The organism is Mesorhizobium sp. IMUNJ 23033 (genome assembly GCF_044778005.1).
Lineage (GTDB): Bacteria > Pseudomonadota > Alphaproteobacteria > Rhizobiales > Rhizobiaceae > Mesorhizobium > Mesorhizobium amorphae_A.
Genome location: NZ_JBJACT010000002.1, coordinates 74,010 through 88,827, shown reverse-complemented (window position 1 = coordinate 88,827; position 14,818 = coordinate 74,010). Strand labels below are relative to the sequence as shown.

General features: G+C 63.6%; 13 protein-coding genes and 1 other RNA gene. 1 reads left to right on the top strand and 13 read right to left on the bottom strand.

Translation table 11 applies throughout. The features are described from left to right. The 9 genes from ftsW to mraZ are packed head-to-tail and all read right to left on the bottom strand — an operon-like array spanning nucleotide 1 to nucleotide 10,220. Nucleotides 1–1,152 carry a putative lipid II flippase FtsW gene (gene ftsW, locus ACFX5Q_RS03730; RefSeq protein WP_404275470.1) on the bottom strand — a complete coding sequence of 384 codons (1,152 nt, stop codon included), beginning with the start codon at nucleotides 1,150–1,152 and terminating at the stop codon, nucleotides 1–3. Continuing rightward, nucleotides 1,152–2,552: a UDP-N-acetylmuramoyl-L-alanine--D-glutamate ligase gene (murD, locus tag ACFX5Q_RS03725; RefSeq protein ID WP_404275468.1), complete on the bottom strand. Its 1,401-nt coding sequence runs from the start codon at nucleotides 2,550–2,552 to the stop codon at nucleotides 1,152–1,154. The genes ftsW and murD overlap by 1 nt, the downstream gene beginning before the upstream one ends. 8 nt (nucleotides 2,553–2,560) lie before the next feature. Then, nucleotides 2,561–3,643 (bottom strand): phospho-N-acetylmuramoyl-pentapeptide-transferase, encoded by a 1,083-nt coding sequence (gene mraY, locus ACFX5Q_RS03720; protein WP_404275466.1) that lies wholly within the window; start codon nucleotides 3,641–3,643, stop codon nucleotides 2,561–2,563. 24 nt (nucleotides 3,644–3,667) lie between these two features. Next, complete coding sequence (locus tag ACFX5Q_RS03715; protein WP_404275464.1) at nucleotides 3,668–5,101, bottom strand: UDP-N-acetylmuramoylalanyl-D-glutamyl-2,6-diaminopimelate--D-alanyl-D-alanine ligase; 1,434 nt, start codon at nucleotides 5,099–5,101, stop codon at nucleotides 3,668–3,670. After that, nucleotides 5,098–6,552, bottom strand: coding sequence for a UDP-N-acetylmuramoyl-L-alanyl-D-glutamate--2,6-diaminopimelate ligase (locus tag ACFX5Q_RS03710; protein WP_404275463.1), 1,455 nt, complete (start codon nucleotides 6,550–6,552; stop codon nucleotides 5,098–5,100). The genes ACFX5Q_RS03715 and ACFX5Q_RS03710 overlap by 4 nt, the downstream gene beginning before the upstream one ends. A gap of 54 nt (nucleotides 6,553–6,606) precedes the next feature. Continuing rightward, the gene (locus ACFX5Q_RS03705; protein ID WP_404275461.1) at nucleotides 6,607–8,352 is read right to left on the bottom strand and encodes a peptidoglycan D,D-transpeptidase FtsI family protein; all 1,746 of its coding nucleotides are present in this window, start codon (nucleotides 8,350–8,352) and stop codon (nucleotides 6,607–6,609) included. Further along, nucleotides 8,349–8,744 (bottom strand): hypothetical protein, encoded by a 396-nt coding sequence (locus ACFX5Q_RS03700; protein WP_192180841.1) that lies wholly within the window; start codon nucleotides 8,742–8,744, stop codon nucleotides 8,349–8,351. The genes ACFX5Q_RS03705 and ACFX5Q_RS03700 overlap by 4 nt, the downstream gene beginning before the upstream one ends. Before the next feature lie 4 nt (nucleotides 8,745–8,748). Beyond that, entirely contained in the window at nucleotides 8,749–9,765 is a 1,017-nt protein-coding gene (rsmH, locus tag ACFX5Q_RS03695; protein ID WP_404275459.1) for a 16S rRNA (cytosine(1402)-N(4))-methyltransferase RsmH, read from the bottom strand. Then, nucleotides 9,762–10,220: a division/cell wall cluster transcriptional repressor MraZ gene (mraZ, locus tag ACFX5Q_RS03690; protein WP_404275458.1), complete on the bottom strand. Its 459-nt coding sequence runs from the start codon at nucleotides 10,218–10,220 to the stop codon at nucleotides 9,762–9,764. Before mraZ ends, rsmH begins: the two co-directional genes overlap by 4 nt. Nucleotides 10,221–10,627: 407 nt before the next feature. Between mraZ and ACFX5Q_RS03685 the strand changes: the two genes are divergently transcribed. Further along, nucleotides 10,628–11,743, top strand: a complete 1,116-nt coding sequence (locus ACFX5Q_RS03685; RefSeq protein ID WP_404275456.1) for a cystathionine gamma-lyase — start codon at nucleotides 10,628–10,630, stop codon at nucleotides 11,741–11,743. Nucleotides 11,744–11,814: 71 nt separating this feature from the next. Here ACFX5Q_RS03685 and rnpB read toward each other — a convergent pair. The 4 genes from rnpB to ACFX5Q_RS03665 all read right to left on the bottom strand — a co-directional run bounded on the left by rnpB (nucleotide 11,815) and on the right by ACFX5Q_RS03665 (nucleotide 14,679). Next, an RNA gene (gene rnpB, locus ACFX5Q_RS03680) (RNase P RNA component class A) lies at nucleotides 11,815–12,236 on the bottom strand. Nucleotides 12,237–12,300: 64 nt separating this feature from the next. Then, nucleotides 12,301–13,011, bottom strand: coding sequence for a lytic transglycosylase domain-containing protein (locus ACFX5Q_RS03675; RefSeq protein WP_404275454.1), 711 nt, complete (start codon nucleotides 13,009–13,011; stop codon nucleotides 12,301–12,303). A gap of 184 nt (nucleotides 13,012–13,195) precedes the next feature. Then, nucleotides 13,196–13,963 carry an N-acetylmuramoyl-L-alanine amidase gene (locus ACFX5Q_RS03670; RefSeq protein WP_404275452.1) on the bottom strand — a complete coding sequence of 256 codons (768 nt, stop codon included), beginning with the start codon at nucleotides 13,961–13,963 and terminating at the stop codon, nucleotides 13,196–13,198. Further along, on the bottom strand, nucleotides 13,960–14,679 hold the full coding sequence (locus ACFX5Q_RS03665; RefSeq protein ID WP_404275450.1) for a TerB family tellurite resistance protein: 720 nt from the start codon (nucleotides 14,677–14,679) through the stop codon (nucleotides 13,960–13,962). The genes ACFX5Q_RS03670 and ACFX5Q_RS03665 overlap by 4 nt, the downstream gene beginning before the upstream one ends. Nucleotides 14,680–14,818: the final 139 nt, after the last annotated feature.

Below are 14,818 nucleotides of genomic sequence, written 5' to 3'. Positions count from 1 at the left end.
TCACTCCGCCGGCATGGCGCGCTGCGAGAAGGCAAAGCCCATCTGCTTGCGCTTTTCCGGCCGCTTGCGTGTCAGCGCCAGCACCATGCCCATCGAGATGGCGATGGCGATCTGCGAGGAGCCGCCATAGGAGATGAACGGCAGCGTCATGCCCTTGGCCGGCATGAGCTGCAGGTTGACGCACATGTTGATGACCGACTGCAGGCCGAACACCGTGACCAGCCCACCGACGGCATAGCGCGTGAAATCGTCCTGTTCCTTCATCGCGGTGTTGAGGCCGCGCAGCACGATGAAGGCGAAGATCGACATGATGAAGAAGCACATGATCAGCCCGAACTCCTCGCCGGCGACCGAAAAGACGAAGTCGGCATGGCTGTCGGGAATGACCCGTTTGACCGTGCCCTCGCCCGGGCCGACGCCGAACCAGCCGCCATTGATCAGCGCCTCGCGCCCCATGTCGACCTGGAACGTATCGCCCTCGCCGGTCAAAAATTTGTCGATGCGGGCGGCGACGTGCGGAAATACGGTATAGGCGGCAAACAGGCCGCTGGCGCCGGTGACGCCGAGCGCAATGATCCACAGCCATGGCAGGCCTGCCATGAAGAACATGACGCCCCAGGTGCCGGTCACCAGCATGGTCTGTCCGAGGTCAGGCTGGGCGACCAGAAGCGAGACGACCAGGATCAGCAGCAGCATGGCAAACAGATTGCCGGGAATATCGGGCTGGCGCTTGTGTTCGGCGAACAGCCACGCACAGACGATGACGAAGGCGGGCTTCAGGAATTCCGACGGCTGGATCGACAGCCCGACAAGCGATATCCAGCGCCGGGCTCCCTTCACCTCGACGCCGATGTAGAGCACCACCACCATCAGCACGAGCATGATGCACAGCATCGCCAGCGCCACGCGCCGGATCTGCCGCGATTCCAGGAAGGAGACTGCCAGCATCACGCCAAGTGCCGGCACGGTGAAGATGATTTGCCTGGTGGCGAAGTGGAAGCTGTCGAGGCCGATGCGTTCGGCCACCGCCGGGCTCGCCGCGAAAGACAGCACGATGCCCAGCCCCATCAGCGACAGGAATGCCGCCAGGAACCAGCGATCGATCGTCCACCACCAGGTCGCAACCGGACTTTTGTCGAGACGGCTTTGCATTATCGTGGCCCTCCGATGGGTTTCACACCATCTATAGCGCTCGCAGCTTGCCTGAAGGCTTCGCCGCGCACTTCGAAATTCTTGAACTGGTCGAAACTGGCGCAGGCCGGCGACAAAAGCACCACGGCCTCACCGCCATCGTCCTTCGCGGCATCATTGGCCGCATGCGCGACCGCGGCCGCCAGCGTGCCCGAGATCTCATAGGGCACGGCCTCGCCGAGCGTCGCTGAAAAGCCCGGCGCCGCTTCGCCGATCAGATAGGCCTTGGCGATGCGCGGAAAGAAACCGCGCAGCGGCTCGATGCCGCCTTCCTTGGGCAGCCCGCCGGCAATCCAGTAGATGCGTGAAAAACTCGACAGCGCCGGTGCGGCCGCGTCGGCATTGGTCGCCTTGGAATCGTTGATGAACAGAACATGGTCCTTGCGGCCGACCTGTTCCATGCGATGCGCCAGCCCGGGAAAGCTCTCGAGCCCGGCCTGGATCTCGCCCAACTCAAGCCCGACCTTCAGGCAGGCGGCGACCGCGGCAAGCGCATTCTGCGCATTGTGCTGGCCGCGCAGCGAGCCGATGCCGTCGAGAAAGGCGACGCGGCTATAGCGGCCATTTGCTGCTTCCATCAGATTGCCGCCGTCGGCGAAATAGCCGTCGGTCAGAGGCAGGCGCTTGGAAATGCGGATGACCTGCCTGCCCACCCGATCCAGCCGGTCGGCAATCTGGGCGCACCAGGAATCGTCGACGCCGATGATCGCGGTCTCGCTGCCGGCCACCAGCCGCTCCTTGATCGAAGCGTAGTGCTGCATGGTGCCGTGCCGGTCGAGATGGTCGGGCGTCAAATTGAGCAGGATGCCTGCGGTCGGATTGATCGAGGGCGCAAGGTCGATCTGGTAGGACGAGCATTCCACAACATAGTGGCGCCCTGCCTGAGGCGGATCGAGCGTCATGATGGCGCGGCCGATATTGCCGCCCATCTGCGTATCCCGTCCGGCCGATTTCAGGATATGCGCCGTCAGCGCCGTCGTCGTCGACTTGCCGTTGGTGCCGGTGATGGCAATGAAAGGTGCCTCGGGCGCACGCAAGATCCGCTCGCGGCAGAACAGCTCGATGTCGCCGATCACCTCGACGCCCGAGCCGCGCGCGAGCTCCACGGTCCAGTGCGGCTTCGGATGCGTCAGCGGCACGCCGGGCGACAGCACGAAGGCCGAGAACCCGGCCCAGTCGGCGCCGCGCAGGTCGCCGGTCGCAATGCCAACTGCAGCCGCCTTGGCGACGCTGTCCGGATTGTCGTCCCAGGCGAGGATGTCGGCCCCGCCCGCGATCAGCGCATGCGCGGTGGCGATCCCAGAGCCGCCGAGCCCGAAGAGCGAGACACGCTTGCCTGCGAAGGATGAGGCGGGGATCAAGCGGCGTCCTATCTGAGCTTGAGGGTCGACAGGCCGACCAGCGCCAGGATCACCGCGATGATCCAAAAGCGGATCACCACCTGGCTTTCGGTCCAACCGAGCTTTTCGAAATGATGGTGGATCGGCGCCATCAGGAACACCCGCTTGCCGGTCATCTTGAAGTAACCGACCTGGATGATGACCGACAGGATCTCCACCACGAACAGACCGCCGACGATGACCAGGACGATCTCGTGCTTGGTCGCCACCGCGACGGTGCCGATCAGGCCGCCCATCGCCAGCGAGCCGGTGTCGCCCATGAAGATCGCCGCGGGCGGCGCGTTGAACCACAGGAAGCCGAGGCCGGCGCCAATGACCGCGCCAAGCACGACGGCCAGTTCGCCGGTGCCGGGGACGAAGTGGATCTGCAGATATTCGGCGAACACCGCATTGCCCGAGAGATAGGCAATGACGCCGAAGGAGGCCGCCGCGATCATGATCGGGACGATCGCCAGTCCGTCGAGACCGTCGGTCAGGTTCACCGCATTGCCGGCGCCGACGATGACGAAGCAGGAGAACGGCACGAAGAACCAGCCGAGATTGATGATGAATTCCTTGGCGAAGGGGAAGGTCAGCGACGACGAGAACGGCGCCTGGCCATTATGCATGATCACCCAGGCGGCGATGCCGGCGATGACGAATTCGAGCGCCAGTCTTGCCTTGCCGGAAAAGCCCAGATGCGACTGCTTGGTCACCTTCAGATAGTCGTCGTAGAAGCCGATCGAGCCGAAGCCGAGCGTTACCAGCATCACCACCCAGACATAGATGCTGGAGAGGTTCGCCCACAAAAGCGACGAGCCGATGATGCCGCAAAGGATCATCAACCCGCCCATTGTCGGCGTGCCGGCCTTCTTGAAATGCGTCTGCGGCCCGTCGGCGCGGATCGGCTGGCCCTTGCCCTGCCGAAGGCGCAGTGAATTGATGATCGTTGGCCCGAAGATGAAGACGATCAGCGCCGAGGTGATCAGCGCCCCGCCGGTGCGGAAGGTGATGTAGCGGAAGACGTTGAAGACCGAGATCTTGTCCGCGAAATCGACGAGCAGTGTGAACATGAAACTCCGTCCCCCGGGCCGGTCTTAGGTCTGTTCAATGGATGTGGCTTGCGCCGGAAATTTGCCGAGCAATGCCTCGACCAGCTTTGAAAAACCGATGCCTTTCGACGATTTGACCATCAACACGTCGCCAGGCTTCAACGCCGACAGCAGCAGCGGCTTCAACTCTTCGGCGCCGGCGCGATACTCCGTATCGATCTCGTCGGGCAAGATGTCCGCCAATGCCCGCATTTCAGGGCCGCCGAGAAAGACCGTGCGCGTTTCGGTGCCGACGATGAGATCGGCAAGGGCTGCGTGCAGCTTCGCCGAATGGTCGCCGAGTTCGAGCATGTCGCCGAGCACGGCGATGCGCCTGCCCTCGCCCGACACAGGCGTTGCGTTGAGCAGCGCCATAGCCGCCTGCATCGAGGCCGGATTGGCGTTGTAGCTCTCATCGATCAGCGTGATCTGCCCTTTCGGATGGCGCAGCACATGGCGCTTGCCGCGGCCGCGCTCCGCCGAGAGGTTGGCCAGCGCCGAGGCCACCGTGCCGATATCGGCACCAACCAGTTGCGCCGCGCCCAGCACGGCCAGCACATTCTGCACCATGTGGCGGCCGGGCGCGCCGACCCGGGCGGCGACGTCCTGCCCGCCGATCCTGGCAGTGATCATGGAATGGCCGGCATGCAGTTCGCATTTGACCAGCTTGAAGGTCGAGCGGGCATTTTCGCCGAAGCCGAAGACATGCTCGACACCGGCGGCCCTGGCCATCTTGTCCAGTAGTTTCCAGCGCCCGTCGTCGCGGTTGAGCAGTGCGGCACCGTCAGGTTCCAGCCCCTCGAATATCTCGGCCTTGGCCTTGGCGATTTCGTCGAGATTTTTGAAGAAGCCGAGATGCGCCGCCGCGATCAGCGTGACGATGGCGACATGCGGGCGGACCATCTTGACCAGCGGCCGGATTTCATCCGGATGGTTCATGCCGATCTCGAACACCGCATAGTCGCAATCGGCGGGCATCCGCGCCAGCGTCAGCGGCACGCCCCAATGGTTGTTGAACGACTGCGCCGAGGCATGCGCCTTGCCGACCGCAGACAGCACGTGGCGCAGCGCTTCCTTGGTGGTCGTCTTGCCGGCCGAGCCGGTCACCGCGATGATCCTGGCGTTGGAGCGCGCGCGTGCCGCGACACCGAGCTTTTCCAGCGCGGCAAGCACGTCCTGGACCACGATCATCGGCGCCGTCAGCCGCCCCAGCGACGGCAGCTTGCCCTCGGCGACGACCAGCACCCCGGCGCCGGCTTTGACGGCGGCTGTCGCGAAATCATGGCCATCCATCGCCTCGCCCTTGATGGCGAAGAAGGCGTCCCCCGGCTGCAGGCTGCGGCTGTCGATCGAAATGCCGGAAATACCCTCCGGCATCGGGCCGATCGGCCGCCCGCCCATGGCGTCGACCAGCGCTTCGGAGGTCCACAGGACACTCATGCAGCCCGCTCCCTGAGCGCCGCACGAACTTCCTCGTGGTCGGAGAAATGCAATGTCTCAGCGCCGATGGTCTGGCCTTCCTCGTGGCCCTTGCCGGCCACGATCAGCGTATCGCCGGCGTGAAGCATGGCCACCGCCTCGTGGATCGCCTTGCGCCGGTCGCCTATCTCGATGGCGCCGGGCGCAGCGGCGAGGATCGCAGCGCGGATCGTTTCCGGCACTTCCGAACGCGGATTGTCATCGGTGACGATGACGACATCGGCGAGCCGCGTCGCGATCTCGCCCATGATCGGCCGCTTGCCTCGATCGCGATCGCCGCCGCAGCCGAACACCACGATGACGCGGCCAGTGGTGAATGGCCGCACGGAAGCGAGCACGTTTTCCAGCGCGTCCGGCTTGTGCGCATAGTCGACATAGACAGGCGCACCATTGCCGGTGGTACCGACGAGGTCGAGTCGACCCGGTGCGCCTTTCAATTTTTCCAATGCAATCAGGGCTTTGACGGCAGGAATTCCCGTAGAAATAGCCAAACCCGCCGAAACCAGCGCGTTCGCGATCTGGAAATCGCCGGCCAGCGGCAGGTCGATTTCGTGCAGCACGCCGTCGGCCTCGACTTCGGCGCGCTGGCGATGGCGCTCATGCTCGACCCGCTTCAGCCTTAGGAAATCGCCGTGGCGACCGACCGTCAGCACGGTCAACCCTGCTGCCTTGGCCGCTTTGATCGTCGGCTCCGACCACGGGTCGTCGGCGAAGATGACCGCCGGCGCGCCCTTGGGCAGCAGCGTGTCGAACAGGCGCAATTTCGCCTGGTGGTACTCCTCGACGGTCGGGTGATAGTCCATGTGGTCGCGGCCGAGATTGGTGAAGCCGCCGGCGGCGAGTTTCACACCATCCAGCCGGCGCTGGTCGAGGCCATGGCTGGAGGCTTCCATCGACGCGTGGGTGACGCCGGCATCCGCAAGTTCGCGCAAAAGCTGGTGCAGCGCCACCGGGTCGGGCGTGGTTAGCGAGCCATACTCGTTGCGGCCGGGCGCCACCACGCCGGTGGTGCCGATCGAAGCGGCGGCATGGCCGGCCTGCTCCCATATCTGCCGCGTGAAGGCGGCGACCGACGTCTTGCCGCTGGTGCCCGTCACCGCCACCATTGTCTCCGGCTGCCTGCCGAAGAAGCGGGCAGCACTCAGCGCCAGCGCCAGGCGCGGGTCGCCGACGGCAAGCACCGGGACCGACAACCCGGCAATGGCGCTGGATTTGCCCGCCACGATCGCCGCCGCGCCGCGCTTCGCGGCATCCTCGGCATAGGTCACACCGTCCGCCTTGGTACCAGTAAGCGCGAAAAAGACGACGCCGGGTTTTACCTGGCGGGAATCCGAGGAAATCCCGGTCACCTCCAGGTCGAGGGAAGCTGTTCCCTCGACAGGCAGGATACCGGCTAGGTCTTTCAGCTGCATCGAAACCCGTTCATCGCAACAAAATAGCGCGCAGTTGCCGGCGCGCCCCAAGAATCACTGATAGGAAACCAGCGTTGCACCATTTTCATGGCTGAAATCTGGCTTCACGCCAAGCATTGAAGCCGCGCGCCGGATGATATTGCCCGCCATGACGCCCGCATTCGAGGCCGCGGTGGCACCCATGCCGGGCTTTTCCGGCTTCGGTTCGTCGGCGATCGTCAGCACGATGTACTGCGGGTCGTCCATCGGGAAAGCAGCGACGAAGGCATTGAAATTCTTGTCCTTCGAGTAGCGGCCATTGACGACCTTTTCAGCCGTTCCGGTCTTGCCGCCGACGCGATAGCCCGGAACCCTGGCGCTCTTGCCCGAGCCTTTCTCGGCGTTGAGCGCATAGAGATAGCGCATGCCCTCGACGGTCTTTTCGTTGACCACTTTCTTGGCCACCACCATCGCTTCCTCCTGCGTGCGAGGCAGGAATGTCGGCTCGATAAGGTAGCCGCCATTCATCAGCGCGGCGCAGCCGACGGCGGTCTGCAGCGGTGTCGTCGACACACCATGGCCGAAGGCGATGGTGATCGAATTGACCTGTTTCCACACCTTGGGCTCGGTCGGGCGCGCGACCTCGGGCAGTTCCGTCTGCATCTTCTCGAGAATGCCCAGCCGATGCAGGAATTCGCGATGCCCTTCGATGCCCACCGCTTCGGCCTCCTTGGCCGAGCCGATATTGGAGGAATAAATGAACACCTCAGGCACCGACAGCACGCGCCCCTTGCCGTGGAAGTCATGAATGGTCTGATGGCCGATCCTGATCGGGCGCGAGGCGTCGAACCGGCTCTCCAGGGTCACCTTGCCTGAATCCAGCGCCATCGCGGTGGTGAAGCTCTTGAACGTCGAACCCATTTCGTAGAGGCCCGCCGACATGCGGTTCAACCGGTCCTTGTCCTGGGCATTGTAGGGATTGTTGGGGTCGAAATCCGGCACCGACGCCATCGCCAGCACTTCGCCGGTCTTGACGTTGAGCACGACGGCGCCGGCGGCGATGGCGTGGAAGCGTTCCATGCCGGTGGCCACCTCGTCGCGCACGATGTGCTGGACGCGCAGGTCGATCGAGAGCTGCACCGGCTTCAGGTCCCTGGCCACTGCCAGGCCCGACGCCTGAAGGTCGGTCAGACCCTGCTCGTCGACATATTTCTCCATGCCGGAAATGCCCTGGTTGTCGATGTTGGTGAGACCGACAATGTAGGACGAGGTCTCGCCGGCCGGATAGAAGCGGCGTTTTTCGGTACGGAAGCCAAAGCCGGGGATGCCGAGCTGCATGATGTCGGCCTGCTGCTTTGGTGTCAGCTGCCGCTGCAGCCAGACGAAGCCGGCGCCGCTCTTCAGCTTGTGATAGGTCTGTTCGTAGTCGATCTCGGGAAGCACCGTCGACAACTTCTCGATCGCCTCGTCGGCGTCGACGATGCGGCGTGGCTCGGCAAACAGCGAGGCAGTCTTGATGTCGGTCGCCAGCACCTCGCCGTTGCGATCGACGATATCGGGCCGCGACGCGGTCACCCGGCTCTGCGGCCCGCCCGACATGTCGGGATTCTGGAAGCCGAGATAGACCAGCCTGCCGGCGATGGCCGAATAGATGCCGAAAAACACCGCCATCGTCATCACGATGCGCGTCCTGGCCTTGCCGCCGGTCGCCTTGCGGGCGCCATCGACGACGATCGAGCCGTCTTCGCCGGGCCTGGCGCGACGCTTCAGCAGGCTGCCGATCTTTGGAAGTTTGCCCATTACTGGAAGTCTGGCGATCATTGGACGATGCCTCCGGTCACCACGGGATCCTTGCCGTCCGAGGGCCCTTTGCCGGAATTGTCTGCCATGCCGCCCAGCCGTTGCGACGACAGGTCCTCGATGTTGACCGGTTTTGCCGGAAGATCGTCGAGGCCGACGATCTGGCGCGCATTTACCGGCTCGAGTCCCAGCTGCGACTTGTAGATTTCGGCCAGCTTCTGCAGGCGCGACGGTTGGGTGAGCAGGCTCCAGTCCGCCTTCAGAAGGTCGATCGTGTCCTCCTCATAGTGGATCTGCGCCTGGATCTTCTGCACCGCCGCCAATTGTTCCTCGGCCTCGCGCTTGGTCTTGTAGGTCAGGGCGGCCGCCGAGACCATGACCGCGATAAGGACTATGTCGCTGGTACGAAACACGTGCTCACCTCTCTCCCGGCCGGTCGATGCCGGGAAGCTTTGGAAGGCCGAAAATCGAAAAGTCACTGCTACGCGCCGGCGCCTCGGTGCGGATTGCTGCGCGCAGCCTGGCCGAACGTGCTCGCGGGTTGGCCGCGATCTCGGCATCGCCCGCCGTCACGCCGCTGCCGGCCTTGCGAAAAGTCGCCATCCGCGCCTGCGCCTCGGGCAAGTGGCGCGAGCCGCTCGCCGCATCCGAGCGGTCGGCGATGAAGCGCTTGACGATGCGATCCTCCAGCGAATGGAACGTCACCACCGCCAGCCGCCCACCGGGCTTAAGCGCACGCTCTGCCGCAAAGAGCGCCTTTGCCAGTTCGCCAAGCTCGTCATTGACGAAGATGCGCAGCGCCTGGAAGACGCGCGTCGCCGGATGGATCTTGTCCTTCGGGGCGCGGCCGATATGCGTCTCGATGGCGTCGGCGAGGTCGAGCGTGCGCTCGAACGGCCGCTTTTCGCGGCGGCTCTCGATCATGCGGGCGATGCGGCCGGCGTGACGCTCCTCGCCCAGAAAGCCGAAGATGCGCGCAAGATCACCGGCCTTGAAACTGTTGACGACGTCGGCCGCGCTCAAGCCAGCCTGCGCCATGCGCATGTCGAGCGGCCCATCGTTGCGGAACGAGAAGCCGCGTTCGGCCTGGTCGAGCTGCATGGAGGAGACACCGATGTCGAGCACAACGCCGTCGGCGCTTTCAACATGGTCGTCCAACGTTGAGAACGGCGCCTGCACCAGCCGCAGCCTGCCACCCGATTGCTGTTCGAGAACACGACCAGCCGCGATGGCATCGGGATCGCGGTCGATGGCCACGACCGAAGCACCGGTCGCAAGAATGGCTTTGGTGTAGCCGCCGGCGCCGAACGTGCCGTCGACGACTACGTCGCCGGCTTTGGGTGAAAGCGCCTCCAGCACTTCGGCAAGGAGGACCGGAATGTGACGGACTGGTCCGCCAACGGCGTGAAGATCATCGCCGTCGCCCACCATCATTCCGGTCGCTCCCCAGGCTTCGTCCCCTGCCGAAGCTGCAAAAGCCGGGCGCGCGCCTGCGCTCCATAGGCGGCAAGCCGCCCCGGCTCCCAGATCTGAAAGAAATTGCCGCGACCGACAAAGGCCACTTCCGCCAAAATGCCGGTATGCTCGCGGATGAAATCGCTCATCGTGATGCGACCGTCCTGGTCCAGTTTCAGGAACGTCCCATCGCCATGGCAGAAGAAGGACATGTCGTCCGCCGTCTGCAGGAAGGGATCTTCCTGCGCGATGCGCTGTTCGTAGCGGTCGAGCAGGTCGAGACCGCCGACATCCATCGCCGGGATATCCAGGCAGCGCAGGCCATAGAGGTCCGAATAGCCGCGTTTCTGCACGACCGAGCGGAAATGCGCCGGAACGGAAACCCGTCCCTTCGCATCGATCCTGTTCACCGCGCTTGACAGAAACCGGTCCATTACGCGCTACAGCCGCTTCCGCCGCCGCACCCCTCTTCATCGTTTCGCCCGCACCGCCGCTGCGCGGTCCCTTCCGAAAACTCGCTCCGTCCGCCGAGGCAAAAACGCGCAAACGCGCAGCCGCCGCGGCTGCCCGATTGGCGTACGCTTCACCCTGACGCGGAACGAAGGCTTTGGTATCGAAATGGGATATCATGGGGCACTATGGGCGTCAACGGGAACAGGCTTCACAAACGTGCGTGCGACAACCTGGGAAGGCAGCTGCGACGGCACTCCCGTCTTTATCCTCTATTAAGCCTAACGAAGGGTTTAGAGCCCCGTGGCCCAACTGGAGGGCGCTTGCTGCAACCCGTTGGCACGCATAGCGTCACCCGGTCCTCTTCCGGCGGCAACAAGGTGTGAGATCGATGTCCGAAACAGCCAGGTCACGCGCCGCAGCACTTGCCCATTTGCGCAATAGCGGATTCGCCACGGGCGACCCGATCCCCTTGCCGCTGACCATGGCCGCCATCTTTCACACGCCAGGGGATGCGACCGGCTTCAATGAGTATGGCCGCTACAGCAATCCGACCTGGGATGCCGTCGAGCACGCTCTTGGCCATCTGGAAAACGCCCGATGCATCGGCTTCCCGTCCGGAATGGCCGCGATCTCGGCGATTTTCTTCGCGCTTCTGAAGTCCGGCGACCGAGTGCTTTTGCCATCGGACGGCTATCACGCCACGCGAGCGCTGGCCGAGCGCTTCCTCAAACCATTCGGTGTTGCCTATGACCTGCGGCCGACATCGACCTTTCTCGACGGTGGTTTTGCCGGCTATCGCCTGGCTTTCGTCGAGACCCCTTCGAACCCGCAACTGGATATTTGCGATATCGCCGCCGTCGCCAAGGCCGCCCATGAAGCCGGAGCGATCCTCGTTGCCGACAACACGGCGATGACGCCCTTCGGCCAGCGCCCACTCGACCTCGGCGCCGACATCGTCGTCTCCGCCGACACCAAGGCGACCAACGGCCATTCCGACGTGCTGTTCGGCCACGTCGCCAGCCGCAGCGACGACATCATCGCTGCCGTGACCGGCTGGCGAGAGATGTCGGGCGCCATCCCTGGACCGTTCGAGGCGTGGCTGGTGCATCGCGGCGTCGAAACGCTGGACGTGCGCTTCGACCGCATGTGTTCTTCGGCGGAGATCATCGCGCAAAGGCTGAAGGATCATCGCGCCGTAAGCGGGCTGCGCTTTCCTGGGCTGGAAGGCGACCCGTCACATAATCTTGCCCGCGCCCAGATGGAACGCTTCGGCTTTCTCGTCTCGTTCGAACTGGCCTCGGAAGAGAAAGCCGAGGCATTCATCAACAACTGCCCGCTGATTGAGGCGGCGACCTCCTTCGGCGGTGTCCACACCTCCGCCGAACGGCGCGCCAAACGCGGAGACGCCGTCGCGCCGGGTTTCGTACGCCTGTCGATTGGCTGCGAACCGGTGGAAGAGCTCTGGCAGGCGATCGCGGCATCGCTGGACAGGGTCAGCGGCTGACCGCGTAATCCCGGCCTTCGAAGGACCGATCACGAATTAAGATCATCGGCGTCGATGTTGCGCCGGGAGAAATTGCCAGCTGGCCTGTAAGCCGGGTTCTGTATGGCCCTCGCGCCTTGCGGCGCGAGAACGTGGCGGCCATTCATCTTGGGCGCATGTTGCCATGCGCCTCACGCAACCTACCCGGACGGTGAGCCGGAAACAGCCCTCGAGGGTTTCCCCTCGCACCGTCCCTATTCGGTCTTGCTCCCGGTGGGGTTTACCGTGCCGCTCCTGTTGCCAGTCGCGCGGTGGGCTCTTACCCCACCCTTTCACCCTTGCCGCGGATCCCAGTGGCCTTGCGGACACCAGATGCCGTGGCGGTTTGCTTTCTGTGGCACTTTCCCTGGGGTCGCCCCCGCCGGCCATTAACCGGCACCGTGTCTCCATGGAGCCCGGACTTTCCTCACCCGCAGCCTTTCGGCTTCGCGGGTGCGGCCGCCCGGCCAGCTGGCAGAGCGTATAAAGGGGTTCACGCCTGAAAACGCAAACGAAAAAAGCAGCTTATGCCTGGACGGTCACGCAGGTGTCCCAAGCGCGGCCATCTGCACCTTCACCTTGCTGCAATAGGCCGCCGACACCGGGTTCATGCGCGTGGCGGCATGGCCGGCATTGTATTTCAGGATCGTGCCGCAAGTGGTACCGCCACCGAGGCCTCGTGCCATGGCAAGGTACTTCATGCCGTATTTGATGTTGGTGTCGGGATTGAACAGGCCCTTGACCGAGCCGGTATAGCCCATCATGCGCGCCGTTGCCGGCTTGATCTGCATCAGCCCGATCTCACCGGCGCCGCCGACGATGTTCGGCCGGTAGTTGCTCTCGATCTTGATCACGGCCTTGGCCAGCGACACCGGCACGCCTTCGGCCGCCGCATAGCGGGCGATGATAGCCGAATACTGGCCGGCCTCAGCGGGCGCCACTGCCGAAACCGCGGCATTCTGCGGGCGGATCGATGCCGTCGTCGTCAGATCGATGCTCTTCCTGTTGCGCTTGACATGCCGTTTGGCCTTCGACTTTCGAGCCTTCACTGCAACTGCCTTTTCGACCTTCGCAGTGGCCGTCCTCTTGGCTTTTGCTGCCTGAGCCGCTTTCGGCAGGGCAGTCTTGGCGGGTACGGCGGAGAATCCCTGGTCTGCCCTCTGGCTCAGTGGTGCGCCATTCGCCGCACCGATGGCAAAAGTCATTACACCGGCAACAACAGCTGCCGTTAAAACGGTCAATTTCTGCATGGGGTCCTGTTCTGTTTGAACCGCGCGAAGAACTTCACGCGGCTACACCAATCAATATCGGTACATCCGGGAGGCTAGAGGTCCGACAATTTGCACGGTTCGCCTTTGAAGGCCGAATTGGCGGCAAAGAAGGCGGTGCAAGTCACTTTGCGTGACAGATTGTAATTTATCGACTCAAAAAGGATTACTTTGACAGGATTGCCTTAGCGGAAGCCAGAAGCCTTTGCAGCGTGCGGATTGTCGACCCGTCGGCCACGCCGTCGACCAGACGCGGGCGGAAATGCCGCTGAAAGGCTTCGACCACGATCCCAGTCTGCCGGTCGAACACACCCGATATCTCCACCCCATAGCCGTAGACCGCCAGCATCGACTGCAGCGCCTCGACATCCGGGCCCGTATCGCCTGCCTGGAGCACAGCACCCCGCTTGACCGGCGCCGCCGGGACGAGGTGGCCGACACCGGCCGCGAACAGGGCTTTCCAGGGGAATTTCTCACCTGGATCGATCTTGCGTCCGGGTGCCACGTCGGAATGGGCAAGCACCCTTTGCGCCGGAATAAAATGGCGTTGGACGATCCCCGCGCAAAGGCCGATCACGGCATCGATCTGCCGCCTTGGAAAAGCGGGATAGCCGAGCGAATGGCCGGGATTGACGATCTCGATGCCGACCGAACAGGAGTTGATGTCGGTGCGTCCGAACCACGAACTCTTGCCGGCATGCCAGGCACGATCGCTTTCCCGCACCATCTGGACGATGCGGCCGTCCTCATGGACGAGATAGTGGGCGGAAACCTCACTCGCCGGATCGCACAGCCATGCCTCGGCACCGGGGCCCGTCGCCATGCCGGTATAGTGCAGCACGACCATGTCGGGCTTGAGCGTGTCGCGCCGCGGACCGAAATTCGGCGATGCCCTGACCTCGGCGCTCGGCTCGTCGGGCAGGAAACCGCTCATACGTGCCGCAGGCCCCGCTCGATCATCTCATAGGCAGCGTTGATCGCCGCGACCCTGGTCGTGGCGATCTTGATGAATTCCTGCGGCAGTCCGCGTGCGATCAGCCGGTCGGGATGATTGTCGGAAACCAGCTTGCGGTAGCGTTTCCTGATCTCCTCGAATGGTTTTCCGCGCTCGATGCCGAGCACGACATAGGGATCGGCTGCACCCAGATCGACGTGCCGCGCCAGGATACTCTGGTAATGTGCCTCTTCGATCCGGAATATCTCGGCGATGCGATGCAGGAACAGGCCTTCGCGTTCGTGGATCATCCCGTCCGCCTTGGCTATGTGGAACAGGCCGTCGAGTATGTCCTCAAGCATCATGCAGTTCGCATGGCCCGAACCGCACAATTGCGCCATGCGCGCGGCATAGATCTCGAACCCGGCGACGTCCCGCTTGGCCAGATCGTAAAGGCGCGCCACGTTGCGCGTCTCCTTCGGCGGAACCTCGAATATCTCCTGGAAGGCGCGCACCTCGTTCTGGGTGACGATGCCGTCGGCTTTGGCCATCTTGGCCGACAGCGCGATCATCGCCACCGAAAAGGCGACACGGCGCCGCAGATCCGGGTCACCCGAGAAAACGGTCCGCACGGCCTCCACGACATCGGCGACGCCTGACGACGCTGAAGACGAAACGCGTGTGATGAAGTCGCCGAGGCGGTCCCAAATCGACATAAGGGCTTCTTAGTGCCAACCGCCCACCGCTATCAAGCGAAGACAGTGCCGCAGGCCCGATCGATTTGGGACGCCTGACGAAGCAAACCCAACCCTTGCCATGCAACCGGGCGCGATCGCGCTCGCTCGCAATGCGGGT

Bases quoted from the DNA above. Each gene is read 5' to 3' on its own strand.
- mraY (WP_404275466.1), bottom strand. From the start codon at position 3,643: ATGTTCACACTGCTCGTCGATTTCGCGGACAAGATCTCGGTCTTCAAC.
- ACFX5Q_RS03685 (WP_404275456.1), top strand. From the start codon at position 10,628: ATGTCCGAAACAGCCAGGTCACGCGCCGCAGCACTTGCCCATTTGCGC.
- rsmH (WP_404275459.1), bottom strand. From the start codon at position 9,765: ATGATGGTGGGCGACGGCGATGATCTTCACGCCGTTGGCGGACCAGTC.
- ACFX5Q_RS03715 (WP_404275464.1), bottom strand. From the start codon at position 5,101: ATGAGTGTCCTGTGGACCTCCGAAGCGCTGGTCGACGCCATGGGCGGG.
- ftsW (WP_404275470.1), bottom strand. From the start codon at position 1,152: ATGCAAAGCCGTCTCGACAAAAGTCCGGTTGCGACCTGGTGGTGGACG.
- ACFX5Q_RS03675 (WP_404275454.1), bottom strand. From the start codon at position 13,011: ATGCAGAAATTGACCGTTTTAACGGCAGCTGTTGTTGCCGGTGTAATG.
- ACFX5Q_RS03710 (WP_404275463.1), bottom strand. From the start codon at position 6,552: ATGCAGCTGAAAGACCTAGCCGGTATCCTGCCTGTCGAGGGAACAGCT.
- ACFX5Q_RS03665 (WP_404275450.1), bottom strand. From the start codon at position 14,679: ATGTCGATTTGGGACCGCCTCGGCGACTTCATCACACGCGTTTCGTCT.
- mraZ (WP_404275458.1), bottom strand. From the start codon at position 10,220: ATGGACCGGTTTCTGTCAAGCGCGGTGAACAGGATCGATGCGAAGGGA.
- ACFX5Q_RS03705 (WP_404275461.1), bottom strand. From the start codon at position 8,352: ATGATCGCCAGACTTCCAGTAATGGGCAAACTTCCAAAGATCGGCAGC.
- ACFX5Q_RS03670 (WP_404275452.1), bottom strand. From the start codon at position 13,963: ATGAGCGGTTTCCTGCCCGACGAGCCGAGCGCCGAGGTCAGGGCATCG.